The 13209-nt window shown below is 62.6% G+C and carries 11 protein-coding genes; 3 read left to right on the top strand and 8 right to left on the bottom strand.

Translation table 11 applies throughout. The annotated features are described in order from the left end of the window. Positions 1–163: 163 nt before the first annotated feature. The 3 genes from AC1DMA_RS25605 to AC1DMA_RS25595 are packed head-to-tail and all read left to right on the top strand — an operon-like array spanning position 164 to position 4047. Positions 164–1318, top strand: coding sequence for a polysaccharide biosynthesis/export family protein (locus tag AC1DMA_RS25605; RefSeq protein ID WP_478127331.1), 1155 nt, complete (start codon positions 164–166; stop codon positions 1316–1318). Between the two features lie 15 nt (positions 1319–1333). Then, positions 1334–1771 (top strand): low molecular weight protein-tyrosine-phosphatase, encoded by a 438-nt coding sequence (locus AC1DMA_RS25600; RefSeq protein WP_478145887.1) that lies wholly within the window; start codon positions 1334–1336, stop codon positions 1769–1771. Next, a complete protein-coding gene (locus AC1DMA_RS25595) occupies positions 1771–4047 on the top strand; it encodes a polysaccharide biosynthesis tyrosine autokinase (RefSeq protein WP_478145864.1) in 2277 nt (758 codons plus the stop codon). The genes AC1DMA_RS25600 and AC1DMA_RS25595 overlap by 1 nt, the downstream gene beginning before the upstream one ends. A gap of 38 nt (positions 4048–4085) precedes the next feature. Here the strand turns inward: AC1DMA_RS25595 and AC1DMA_RS25590 are convergent, their stop codons facing one another. From AC1DMA_RS25590 to AC1DMA_RS25555, 8 genes are read right to left on the bottom strand one after another with little or no spacing between them, the layout of a single operon-like run. Then, a complete protein-coding gene (locus AC1DMA_RS25590) occupies positions 4086–5324 on the bottom strand; it encodes a WcaI family glycosyltransferase (RefSeq protein WP_478127329.1) in 1239 nt (412 codons plus the stop codon). A gap of 6 nt (positions 5325–5330) precedes the next feature. Then, positions 5331–6542, bottom strand: coding sequence for a glycosyltransferase (locus AC1DMA_RS25585; RefSeq protein ID WP_478145863.1), 1212 nt, complete (start codon positions 6540–6542; stop codon positions 5331–5333). After that, a complete protein-coding gene (locus AC1DMA_RS25580; protein ID WP_478145862.1) occupies positions 6539–7894 on the bottom strand; it encodes a hypothetical protein in 1356 nt (451 codons plus the stop codon). Before AC1DMA_RS25580 ends, AC1DMA_RS25585 begins: the two co-directional genes overlap by 4 nt. Then, positions 7891–8568 (bottom strand): acyltransferase, encoded by a 678-nt coding sequence (locus AC1DMA_RS25575; protein ID WP_478127326.1) that lies wholly within the window; start codon positions 8566–8568, stop codon positions 7891–7893. Before AC1DMA_RS25575 ends, AC1DMA_RS25580 begins: the two co-directional genes overlap by 4 nt. Before the next feature lies 1 nt (position 8569). Continuing rightward, entirely contained in the window at positions 8570–9544 is a 975-nt protein-coding gene (locus tag AC1DMA_RS25570; protein WP_478127325.1) for a hypothetical protein, read from the bottom strand. A 29-nt stretch (positions 9545–9573) separates the two neighbouring features. Continuing rightward, positions 9574–10539, bottom strand: a complete 966-nt coding sequence (gene fcl, locus AC1DMA_RS25565; protein WP_478127324.1) for a GDP-L-fucose synthase — start codon at positions 10537–10539, stop codon at positions 9574–9576. Positions 10540–10569: 30 nt separating this feature from the next. Continuing rightward, the gene (locus AC1DMA_RS25560) at positions 10570–12003 is read right to left on the bottom strand and encodes a mannose-1-phosphate guanylyltransferase/mannose-6-phosphate isomerase (RefSeq protein WP_478145861.1); all 1434 of its coding nucleotides are present in this window, start codon (positions 12001–12003) and stop codon (positions 10570–10572) included. After that, on the bottom strand, positions 12000–12590 hold the full coding sequence (locus AC1DMA_RS25555; RefSeq protein ID WP_478127322.1) for a sugar transferase: 591 nt from the start codon (positions 12588–12590) through the stop codon (positions 12000–12002). The genes AC1DMA_RS25560 and AC1DMA_RS25555 overlap by 4 nt, the downstream gene beginning before the upstream one ends. Between the last annotated feature and the right edge of the window lie 619 nt (positions 12591–13209).

Raw genomic sequence — 13209 nt, 5'->3', positions numbered from 1 at the left:
AGAGGGTCGGGCATTCTGGACGACGTCCCGACCGGCCTTTTTCCTACGCCGCCCTCTACCTAATGAACTACGCCAAGAAAGGGTTTGAGTGCCAGCCTTAGCTGAGGTACAGTTCGTAACTGTTTGCAAAAGTATTCATTCTTGGGTCACGATGAGGTCGGTCTTGAAACGTTTTTCACTACACGCCGCTTGTTTGCTTGCTGTCGGTCTCCTGGTACAGGGGTGCGCGCCGCTGGCGCCAGGCTTCCGCTCCGCGGGCAACGATGCCGCTAAAGCCGTTTCGCCTTCCGGCTTCTCGACGGCCGAGATCGATCCCCCGCCGGCTGGCGCCATCACCGAGATCACGCCGCAATTGATCCAGGCCCAGCGCGCTGCGACGCAGAAGACCACATTGGGTACGGAAATCATGGGCTTGCTCGGCGAGCCGGGCCCGTACCGACTCGGCCCCGGTGACGTCGTCGGCATCACCGTGCTGGACCACCCGGAAATCGTGTTCAGCGGCGTCCCTGCGACAACCGTGGCCGACCCGGCCAGCGTTTCCCCGGCGCCTGGCTTCATCGTGTCAAACACTGGCCAGTTGAGCTTCCCGTACGCCGGCTCGCTCGTGGTCACCGGCATGACCATCCAGGAAATGGAAGATGCGCTGGTCAAGCGGCTGTCGCGTGTCTACCGAAACCCGCAACTGAGCGTCCGTGTGGAGGCTTTCCGGAGCAAGCGGGCCTACATGGAAGGCGAGATCCGGCAACCTGGCTTGCTCGTGTTCACCGACATCCCGATGACGCTCTCCGAGGCGATCAATCGCGCTGGCGGCATATTGCCGTCGGGCGACCGCTCGTCCATCAATCTGACGCGCGACGGCAAGACGATTCGGCTCAACCTGATGGCCATGGCCGACGCAGGGATCGATCCGAGCCGCATTCCCTTGAAATCGGGGGACATGATCTACGTGCGCAACCGCGATGAAAGCAAGGTCACCGTGATGGGTGAAGTGACCCAGCAGCTTGGCATCCTGATGCGCAACGGCTATCTCTCGCTCAATGACGCCCTGACGGAAGTCGGCGGTCTGAACCTGACCACGGCGAATCCGCTGCAGATCTACGTCATCCGCAACGAAGAGAAGGGCGGCCAGTCGATCTTCCATCTCGACGCGGCGACGCCAACGGCGATTGCAATGGCGAACGGCTTCGACCTTCGTCCGAAGGATGTGGTGTACGTGGACCCTGTTCCGCTGGTGCAGTGGAACCGCGTGCTTAACCTGATTCTTCCGACCGCGACCACCGCGACCACGTATCGCGCGGTCGTCAGGCCGGTGCAATAGGCGCGCAACGTGAGCATTCGAAATGTCCTCATCGTGTGCATTGGAAACATCTGCCGCAGTCCGATGGCGACCGGGTTGCTGGGCGCTGCCTTGCCGCAAGCACAGCTCTCCTCGGCCGGCCTCGAGGCCTTGGTCGGGCAGCCGCCGGACCCGATCGCCTGCGACTTGATGAAAGAGCGGGCGGTCGACATTGCCGGCCATCGCGCGCAGCAGGTCAACAAGGACATGTGCCAGCGGGCCGACCTGATCCTGGTGATGGACCGCGAGCAACGGCGCGAGATCGAGACGCGCTATCAATTTTCAAAGGGCAAGGTATTTCGGCTTTGCGAGTTCAGCGATCAGGACGTGCCCGACCCCTATCGCGAGGGCCGCGATGCATTCAGGAGCGCTCTGGCGCTGATCGAGGACGGTACCCAGCAGTGGGCCAAACGCATTTCTAGAGTATCCAGTTGATGAACTCCTCATTCACACCCAAGACCGGACCCACTCCGAGTCCCAATCCAAGTCCCAGCTCGTTCGGCCCTACCGAGGAGGAGGACTTCGACCTCGGGCGCTACGTCGAGGTGCTGCTTGCAAACAAGTGGTTGATCGCCGCTATCACGCTCGTGGTGTTCGCGGTCGGCTTCGTCTACGCGTTCCTGGAGAGGCCGGTCTATGAAACCAACATGGTCATCCAGGTCGAGGAGCCGGACGCGAGCGGCAAGGGCGTGCTGAGCGAGGCCGGAGGCCTGATCGACCTGAAGACGCCCGCGAGCGCGGAAATCGAAATTCTCCGCTCGCGCTTGATTGCGACCCAGGCGGCGGAAGCGACGCGGCTCTACATCGTCGCGGGTCCGCGCTACATCCCCTACATCGGTGGCTGGTTGGCACGCCGCTCCACCGGCCTCTCGGACCCGGGCTTTCTATGGCTCGACGGCTATGTTTCGGGCCAGGAAGCCATCGCGGTGGATCAGTTCGACGTGCCGGTCGAGTTGGAGGGCGCGCTCTTCACGATCACTGCAAAGGGCGACAACAACTTCACTCTCTCAGGCCCGGGCTTGACCGAGCCGGTCGCCGGCACCGTGGGCGCGCCCCTGAAGACTGAATCCACGCGCGGGCCGATCGAACTGGTCGTGACCAAGCTGGCCGGCAAGTCCGGCGCGAACTTCAACCTCCAGCGACTGGCCAAGCTGCCGACCATTCTCGGCCTGCAGAGCAGCCTCAGCCTGACGGAACGCGGCAAGGCTTCCGGCATCATCAATGTCTCGCGGGAAGACACCGACCCGTACCGCTTGACGCGGATCCTGAGTGCGGTCGGCGACCAGTACGTCAAGCAGAACATCGAACGCAAATCGGCGGAGGCGCAGAAGACGCTCGCCTTCCTCGACGTCCAGTTGCCGCAATTCAAGAAACAACTCGAGGCTTCGGAAGAGGTCTACAACCGCTATCGGAACCAGAAGGGCACGGTGGCTTTCACCGAGGAAGCCAACCTCGTGCTCGGCCAGGCCGTCGACCGCCAGACGAAGCTGCTCGAGGCAGAGCAGCGCCGGCGTGAACTGGAAAGCCGCTTCACCTCGGCACACCCGCTGATCCAGACGCTGGACTCGCAGATCGCGGCCCTCAAGACGGACATGGGCGACATCCAGGCCAAGATCAAGGGCCTGCCAGCGATCCAGCAGGAAGCCGTGCGCATGGAGCGCGACGTCAAGGTGAACACCGAGCTTTACCAGTCGCTGCTGAACAACGCGCTGCAGTTGCGCCTGGTCAAGGAAGGCAAGGTCGGCAACGTCCGCGTGCTCGACCAGCCCGTGCTGCCGCTCTATCCGATCAAGCCGAAGCGCAATGTGATCATGGCCGCGGCCCTGGCGCTGGGGCTGTTCCTTGGCATCGTCGCCGCCTTCGTGCGCAACGCCTTTGTGGAGCGCCGCATTCGCGATCCATACGAGGTCGAGGCCAACAGCGGCTTGCCGGTGTTCTCTTCGATTCCGGTGAGCGCCAACCAGGACGCCATTGCCAAGCGGCGCTTGACCGGGGCGACGGGCGTCAGGCTGCTCGCGATCGAGCATCCGGACGATCCTGCCGTCGAGAGCCTTCGCAGCTTGCGTACGGCGATGCAGTTCGCGATGTTGGAGTCACCCAACAACCGGGTGCTGATCACGGGACCGACACCGGGCGTCGGCAAGAGCTTCGTCTCGGCCAACTTCGCCGCGTTGATGGCTGCTGCCGGGCGCCGCACCTTGCTGATCGACGCCGATCTGCGACGCGGCCACACGCACCAGTATTTCGGCCTGCAGCGCCACGGCGGGCTTTCGGAGTTGATCGCCGGCAGCTTGACCGTTCAGCAGACTGTGCACCGGCAGGTGGTTCCGGGCCTCGATTTCCTGGCGACCGGCCAACTGCCTCCAAACCCGGCCGAGCTGTTGGTGTCCGACTCGTTCAAGTCGATGCTGGAACGCCTGTCGGAGCAATACGACCTGGTTGTCATCGACACGCCGCCGGTGCTGGTGGCGGCCGACACCAGCACGGTTGCTGCGCATACCGGCACCGTGCTGCTGGTGGCGCGATCCGATCTTTCGACCATGGGTGAAATCAAGGAAAGCACACGACGGCTTTCAATGGGCGGCAAGGTCGCCACCGGCGTGCTGCTGAACGCGATGAATATCGGGCGCAGAGGCTACACCGCCTACAAGTACGGCCGCTATCGCCACACCAACTACAACTACGAGAGCATCCTGCCCGAAGAGCAGTGAAGCACTAGCGTCGACGGGGCGATAAAGCAGCGGCGGCGTCAGCCGCCGGAGCCTGAGCCGTTGACGCAGGCCACCAGATCCTGCTCGAACTGCTTGAGCACGGCGTCGCGATCGAAGCGTTCTTCGGCATAGCGCCGCGCCGTGAGGCCAAGTTCACGCCGCAATTCAGGCTTCGATGCGAGTGAAACCACGGCGGCGGCGAAGGCTGCCGGATCGTCGGGGGCAACCGCAATCCCGCAACGCGAGGCGACTTGGCCGAGTTCGGTCTCGGGCCGCGCCCCGGCCACCACGGGCCTGCCGCTGCTCAACATGCCCGTGAGCTTGGATGGCATCACGAGGTCCGCCGCATCGGCGCGCTGTGGCAGCAGATGGATGTCCGCAAGCCCCAGAAGATCACCGAGGCGTTCCCTCGGCTGAAGATCGAGAAAGCGCACGTTCGACAGCTTTTCGCATCGCCGCATGAGTTCTGCGCGGCCCGCGCCGTTTCCGCAGAACACGAACTGCAGTTCAGGCCGGCCTGCCAGCGCGGAAGCAGTCTCCGCCAGCGTCTCCAGCCCTTGCTTGGCGCCCATGTTTCCAGAATAGAGGGCGACCACCGCATCCGACGCGATGCCCAACTCGGCGCGATACGGGCTTTCCGCACTGAGCGGCCGAATGCCGGAGACATTGGCCCAGTTGGGGAGCGAGACGAGGCGCGCCTCGTCGATGCCCTTGCTGCTCGCGCGCTCCCGCATGCGCAATGAAATCGTCGATATGCGGTCGAAGCGTCGCATCAGGCCGCGTTCGACTGAAGTAACCAGTGATCGCAGCCGCGCGCCCTTGAGCAAACCCAGTTCGAACGCCGCATCCACTTCGTAGTCCTGGATGTGCAGCCATGCCTTGGCTGAACGAAGACGCGCAAACGCCAGGGCGGCGGGCGAGCAGAACAAGGGGGGCTCGGTGACCCAGACCACATCGGGCTTCCACTTCCATTGCGCCAGAAGGGCTGGAATGCTGGTCAAGGCAAAGCTGCCCAGGTGGAGCAGGCGGCGCAGCCCGGTCACCTTGCGGGGCACCCAGAGCGGCGTACGAATGACCGTCGCTCCATGCCAGTCTTCGCGGGCATAGCGCGATGCACTGTAGGCGGGCCAGACGGCCCAGTCGGGGTAGTAGGGCGGCGCCGTGACCACGCGCACTTCGTGCCCTTGCGCAGTCAGCCAGGCGACCATCTCACCGGTGTATTTGCCGATGCCGGTCAGTTCAGGCGCGAAGTTGATACCGTAGACGAGAAGCTTCATTGACCCTCAGGCGGCATTCCGATGCTCGCTCGGCGCGCGCTCGATGGGGCCGAAGTGCGAGGTGCCGGGAGAGTGGTCACCGATGATACGAACCAGCGTCTCCGCCACCTGTCCGATCTGGAATCGTTCCTGGAAGCATCGCAGTGCCGCGATGCGCATGGCGGTCACTTCCGCGCTCTGCAACGCTAGCCAGCGCTGGAGCAGATCGACGGTGCCTTCGAGCGTGTCGGCCGCGACGATACCCGCGCCGTCGTTCATGATTTCGCGCCAGATGTTCACCTTGTCGCTGATGAGCACGGGCTTGCCGCAAGCGAGCGCTTCGACCACGGCAATGCCGAAGTTCTCCTGGTGCGAGGGCAGGCAGAACACGTCGGCGGCGTAGAACGCTCCCCACTTGAGATCGCCGGAGAGCATCCCTGTCCAGCAGATGCGCGAAGCGATGCCCAACTCCTGGGCACGACTCTTCAGCCGGCCGACGATGTCGTCATCACCCGGGCCGGCCATCACCAGATGCAGGTCCGGCGAGTCGGCGAGCACGCGCGCAAACGCATCCACCAGCAGATCGCCGCCCTTTTTTTCATGGATGCGGCCGAGGTAGAGCACAAATCGCTTGCCTTGAAGCTCGGGATATGCCGACAGGAACGTCGATGAGAGGGTTCGGCCATTCGAAGGCGGTGTCGAGGTTCCGTACGAGCCGACGACTTCGCGCGCCCTGTAGAGCCAGAAGGATTCGCGCGCGAGCAGGCGTTCTTCTTCACATGTGAAGATCACCGCCGCGGCGTCGCGCAGCACGCGGTATTCGCCCCAGGGCCAATACAGCCACTTCTTCATGTGCTTGAGCGGGTAGCGGCGCTTGAACCATGGGTCCAGCATGCCGTGTGTATAGACGAAGTACGGTGTCGTCGAACTGCGCAGCGCGCGCCATGCGGCAAGCCCGGTGTATTGCCAGAGGCCGTTGACGATCACCGCGTCGTACTCGTCGGCATGCGCCTGCAGCCAGGGGACCACGCGATCGTTGTAGAGATAGCTGCCGCGCGAGGGTCCGAGCGCGGTGACCTGGCCGGGAAACCCGGTCACGTGATCCGCATCGGGGCTGTCGAGCGTGATCAGATCACCCTGGTGCCCAAGCGCAGCGAGGGCATCACGAAGACGCCTGACGCCTTCGACGGTGCCGCCGCCACGCGGATCGACCGATGGAACGAAGTGGAGCAGTCTCACGTTTGAGAGATACGACGCGGAAAGATCTCGAGCCTCGGGTAGCGGAAGACCAGGAGGGCGAAGGCGAGCACGATGCCGAACAGGCCGTTGGCGGTCAACTGACCGCTCGACTGCCACGTCAGTATGGCCAGCGTAGCGGCGAGCCAGACGATCAAGGGATAGGGTGAGTTCGTCTTCGCGCTAAGGCGCAGGCTCTTGAAGATACCGACCCCGATGACCATGATCTTCAAGAACGTATAGGCGAAGCCCAGCAGGCCGCCTTCGAGCAAGATGCGCCCGCCCTCGGATTCGGCCAGCGCGAAGGCCTCCGAAGTGCCGACGCGCACGAAGGTCGCCAGGTTCGAACCGTAGCCTACGCCGCTGCCTAACCAGCCGACCGCCTTGTAGACGTCCGATTCGCCGAACAGGATCGTGAGAACGCGACCCCAGAAGTTTTCCGCTTCCGACGCTTGTTCAAAACGAGTTTGGGTGACGCTGATCGACTCTTGAAAGAAGTAGGCGAAGAGCGCGAAAAGCGCCACTGCGGCAACGACGGCGAGAGCAGCCGCCGGCTTGTGCTGGACCTTCGAGAAAAAGAGCCGGCCGGCAAGGTAGGCCACGAACATCATTCCTGACGAGATCACGGCGGTTCTCGAGCCGCTCACCAGCGCCCCCACGGCGAAGGCCGTGAAGACCGCGAGCGCGAACATGAATTGCCAGCTGCGGTTCTTGCGCGCCGACAAGATACCGAAAACCAGCGGTGCGATCGTCGTCATGAAGGTGGCATAGCCGGACGTGAAACTGAACGTGCCGGTTGTGCGCACGACCCCGACCACGGCGACGAAGATCCCTTCCTCGTCTGTGGTGTCCAACTGTGTGTTGATGCGGGCACCTGGCGGAGAGAAGTGCTGCACCACGGCAAGCGGCGCCATCACCAGCATCATGCAGGCGCCTGCGATGATCGAAGCCCGGTAGTCGGCCTCGGTCAAGCTCGCAAAGGCAGCCACCGCGAACCAGCTATAGAGCAGCCAGAAGCGCAAGCCGATGATGAGGATGGTCGGCGAGCTCTCGCTTCCGACGAGTTGCAGCAGCCCCCATCCGAGCACCAGGCACGACCAGGCGATCATCACGGACACGACCTTCATCTGCCGTCTCAGGTGGCCGTATCTCCATGCGTGAAAGATCAAGAGTAGCGCCGTGACGTCGCGCAGCAGGATCAGCGGCAACGTGACCGAAGACGCCAGCCATTTCCGCAATGCGCCTTCGAAAACGATGATCACGAACACCGTGAGGAACATCCAGCCGGCGCGGCTGAGCGCCAGCGACTTGTTCAAAGCCCGCGGAAAGGCGGAGTTGGCGAGCGTGGCGCTCATGGCAACGGCTTTTCCGGATTCATCGAGCCCTTGTCGGATGCCGGGAAAGCATCGGCCGAAGCGACGAGCGGACCCTTGCTGCGCCCGATCCAGGCTTCGTAGGGCGCCAGGAAGATCACGGGGTCGTAGTCGAGGTCGCGCGGCCGCACGTCCAGGCGAATGCTGGCGGGATTGCCCGTCGCAACCGCCAGCGGTGGAACGTCCTTCGCGACCACGGCGCCAGCACCGACGACGGCGCCATAGCCTATCGTGACGCCCGGCAGAATCGTCGCACCGACGGCGATCCACGCGTAGTCGTCGATACGAACGGGCTTTCGGAACTGGCGCCAGGTCGGATCGCCGACGTGGTGACTCCCAGTGAGGATCGTCACCCGGTCGTTGATGACCACCCGCGAGCCGATGGTGACCTTTTCAAGGGCGACGATTTCCACCGAGCGGGCGATGAATGTCCGCTCCCCGATGCTGATGTTGGCGCCGGGCCCCTTCAGGTCGGGCGAGTCCAGCACTGAAAGCCGTCCAATCTGAGTGCCTCTTGAACGCAGCTTGCGCCTGTGCCAGGTCATGGACATGAGCGCGCGGAACTGAAGTGCACGTTTCGCCCAGACCACCACCCAGCGCCTCGAACCCAGTTCGGGGCGCTCGCGTGACGTCCAGAGAAATTGCAGGTCGTTCACTTTACTTTTGGACCTCGGTCACCAAAGTCTTCAACGCGGACACATGCGCATCGATGCGATGGGGTTCATACCACTGGCGCGCCTCGCGGCCGATGGCCAGTGTGTCCGAAGTCGCAGGGTCCAGCGAGGCGAAGCCCGCAGCATAGTGCACGCTGGGCCGCAGCCCGTCATGGGCGTCGTATTCCTTCGAAAGCAAGACAGGGCAGATGCCATGCGCGCAGTAGGCGGCAAAGACGCCGCTCTTGGAAACGTAGTCCGTGGGATAGGCGAGGGCGCCGCAACTTGCCTGCGACAACTCCTTGCTGACCTGGTCTGCCGAAAGCTTTCCGTGCGATACGACGCCTTCTGCTCGAAGCCGCTGGACGAGCAACGGGTCCTGCGAAGCGGGCCCGATGTCATGGATTTCCAGGCCGGACTTCCTGGCCCAGCGGAAAACCTCGCCCTCGGCCCATCGGTAGACATTCGCACGAACGCCTGCGCTGCCGAAGACGACGAGCCTCGGAAGTCTCTCGGCATCGATCGATTGCGGCTCTCCGACGTTTGAAAAAACCGGCAGCACCCGATGGGGCGTGCCTTGGCGTTGGTCGAGCAGCCAGCGAGCCGACTCGTCCCGATTGGTCAACCAGAAGTCTGAAACGGACACCAACTCGCGCGCGATCCGCTTCTGAATGCTGTTGAGCCAGAACGCCGAGCCCCAAGGCGGCCCGAACGCAAAAAGTTCATGGAAGACGACGCCGAAGGAGCCGAACTGCGAACGCAGGCTGTCAATCCTCTTGAGGAGCCACAGGGGCACGCCCCTTTTCTGGAAGCCGTAGCCGCTGAAGTGGAGCAGCAGAAGATCGCCGGACCACGATGATGAGTCTGTGTCCGGCGTGAGTTCGAGCGGCGGAGCGTGAAGCGGACCTGCGATGGTGCTCGCATAGTCCTGCACGCCACCGCCGCCGGGGGGAATCAATGAAACCGATGATCTTTGCATGTTGGCGAACCCGGCCCGGCAAACCCCGCTCAGGCGACCAGTTCTTCGCTGCAGAAATCTTCGTAGGCGTGCGCAATCCCGTCGTGCAGCGACATCCTGGGCGTCCATCCCAGCTTGCGAATCCTTGAAATCTCCAGCAACTTGCGCGGCGCACCGTCCGGCTTGCTGGTGTCGTACTGAATCTGACCGCGATAGCCCACCACGTCGCTCACCAGCTGCGCCAGCTCGGCGATCGACAGATCCTCGCCGGTTCCCACATTGATGTGGCTCGCCATGACTTCCGTGTGGGCGGCATAGACCTCGCGCGGAAGGTCCATGACGTGGACGCAGGCGCTTGCCATGTCGTCCACGTAGAGGAATTCGCGCTTCGGCGAGCCCGTGCCCCAGATCACGACCGCAGGTGCGTCGGCCAGCTTTGCTTCATGAAAGCGGCGGATCATTGCCGGCAATACGTGGCTGTTCTCTGGGTGGTAGTTGTCGCCGGGTCCGTAGAGATTGGTCGGCATGACGCTGCGGAAATCGCATCCGTATTGCCGGTTATAGCTCTCGCAGAGCTTGATGCCGGCAATCTTTGCGACGGCATAAGGCTCGTTGGTCGGCTCCAGCTTGCCCGTGAGCAAGGCATCCTCGGACATCGGCTGCGGCGCGAGACGCGGGTAGATGCAGCTGGACCCCAGAAAGAGAAGCTTGCTCACGCCCGTGCGCCAGGACTCGTGAATCAGGTTCGCTTCGACCATCAGGTTCGAGTAGATGAACTCTGCCGGATAAGTGTTGTTGGCGTGGATGCCGCCGACCTTGGCGGCCGCCACATAGACCTCTTGCGGCTTTTCGGCGGCAAAGAAAGCTCTGACCTCAGCCTGGTCGGTGAGGTCGAGCTCCGAATGGCTCCGGCTGATGATGTTCGTGTAGCCCTTGTCAGAGAGGCTGCGGACGATCGCGCTGCCCACCATCCCGCGGTGGCCCGCCACAAAGATTCGCTTCTGAAACTCGTTCATTCGATGTCACCTCGGCGCAGGATTGAAGATTCAGGCGAGCTTTTTTTCGCCTTCTGCGGCCGCGGACGCCTCGTCGAAACGAACGACATCGTCATCGGCCAAGTAGCCACCCGTCTGGACTTCGATCACTTCGAGCGTGGTCTTGCCCGCGTTTTCAAGCCGATAGACCGCACCGACGGGGATGTAGATCGATTCGTTTTCCTTCACGAGCCGCACCACGTCGTCACAGACGACCCGCGCCGCCCCTTTGACGACGACCCAGTGTTCGGCGCGGTGATGGTGCATCCGCAACGCAAGTCGCGCGCCGGGTTTGACGGTCAGCCGCTTCACGGCAAAACGCTCGCCGTCGTCGATGCTGTCGTAGGCGCCCCACGGCCTCGGAATGCGGCGATGCCGGGTTGCCTGGCTTTGTCCTTGTGCGGTCAGCAAGGCGACCACATCCTTGACCTGCTCCGCACACTCACTGTGAGCAACGAGCAGCGCGTCGGGCGTGTCGACGACCAGCAGATCCTTCGTACCCAGGGCGACCACGGGCCGGCTGGGCGCATGGATGAAAGTATTGCTGGCGCCCATTGCAAAGCCGTGGCCGCTGATTCGGTTGCCGTTGACATCCGCGTCGTGCAGATCGGCGACCGCATTCCAGCTGCCGACATCGCTCCAGCGGCCCTGAAAAGGGATCACCGCGACCCGGCTGCATTTCTCCAGTACCGCGTAGTCGATGCTTTGGCTGCGACAGCGTCCGAAGGCTGCGCTGTCCATGCGGAGGAAATCCCCGTCCGTCTCAATCGCCGCAGTGGCCGCCTTGCATGAGTCAAGAATGTCGCCGGCATGCTCCGCGAGTGCGGCGATCAGCACTTTGGCCTGCACCAGGAGAATGCCTGCATTCCAGAGATTGCCGCCCTCAAGCAGCAACTGTTCGGCACGTGCCGCGGCCGGCTTTTCGATGAACGCTGCCACCGCATGGCCTGCCTCGGTGGCAAGCGCGCCGTCGAGCTTCTCGCCTTGACGGATATAGCCGTAGGCCGTGCTCGGAAAAGTCGGCTCCACGCCGAACGTCACGAGGTAGCCCTGCAGCGCCGCGGGAATCCCCTGTTGGATGGTCGCAACGAACCGGTCACCTTCCGGGATGTGATGGTCAGCCGGCGCAAAGAGCAGCAATTGATCGGGTTCAGCCAGGAGCGCCACCGCTGCCATCGCGGCTGCCGTATTTCGAGCGACAGGTTCGAGCAACTGCTTGCCGCTCACTTGTGCGGCGTCAATGCCTTCCTGGACGAGAAACCGATGCTCTTCGGCGGCTACACAAGTGACTTCAGTATTGAGCTTGCGAAGGCGCTCGAGCGTGAGCAGGAGCAGGCTCTTGTTGTCCACCAAGGGGGCGAACTGCTTGGGCAGAGTCTTGCGCGAAAGTGGCCACAGGCGCGTGCCACTACCACCGCAGAGCACGACGGGCTGGACGGAATTCATCGAGACCCCTCTCCGCTCACGACGGCCCGAACCGTTTTCAGCAGGATCTTGATGTCGAGCCAGAGCGACCAGTTGCAGACATATTCAACGTCGAGTTCGACGCGGCGCGCATAGGAGAGCCGGTTGCGGCCGCTCACTTGCCAAAGGCCGGTAATGCCGGGGCGCACTGCGCAGTAGTGTTCCCAGCCTTTTCCGTAGAGACTCCGCTGGCGTTCCATGCAGGGGCGTGGCCCGACGAGACTCATGTCGCCCTTCAGTACGTTCCAGAACTGGGGCAGTTCGTCCAGGCTGAGCTTGCGAATGAACATTCCGATGGGGGTGATCCGCGGGTCTTTTTCGAGCTTCTGGAACGTGTCCCATTCGGTCCTGGCCATGTCGTTGCGGCTCAGGAACTCATCCAGTACGTCCTCCGAGTTGCGCACCATCGAGCGAAACTTGTAGAAGCGAAACCGCTGCCCGCGTTCGCCAAGCCGGTTTTGCCAGAAATGCACCGGCCGACCCATGCTGACGGCCACGCTCAACGCCACGATGAGGTACAGCGGGCCGAAAAGGGCAAAGAAAATGAGCGCACCGACGATATCGATCATCCTTTTGGCTGTGCGTTCTAAGTAGCTCAACCGCCTTGGCTGCGCGTAAGCAGGGGGCACCGAAGGGCCACCCCCTTCGGAAGAAAAACGCCGGACCACGTTGCCATTTGCGGTCGAGTCGGAACGAAACATTTGAACTTCTCCCGTATCGGGTGCTGCCTCAATCGAGTGAGCGGGGCAGTGTAACGCTTTACTACTATCGGCAAGAATTTGAACATATGCTGCTGCCGCTGTCGTGTCAACAAAAGCCGTACATCTTCCGCCAAACGGCCTAGGCTTCCCCTCTGTAAAGGGAAGCGTTCGGATGCTTGGTGCATCGCAACATGCTCGGTGACAGTGTAGTCCTTTGGTATGACAAATTGTTAACGAGGCTGTAGGAAAAGGTGTTGTTTACATACGCCGTTTGGCGAAACGTGAAGAAATCCCAACGGGAGTCGTTTGGGCGATGCGGCCTCAGGAATGACTCGGGAAGGCCGTTTCGGATGGGAGCTGGAGCTCCCGTGAGAGGAAATAGCGAGCCGCGCCGCGGCCCCTCGGGGCGCGGTGGTCGTAATGATGGTCAGGTGAAGGACGCCGCGTGCCAGCATTTGGCGGACACTCGTGTCGGCGGAGTCTGGCG

It is taken from the genome of Variovorax sp. 05N34 (genome assembly GCF_056397405.1).
The sequence above is the reverse complement of the archived record's forward strand: the minus strand, read 5'-3'. Positions and strand labels throughout refer to the sequence as shown.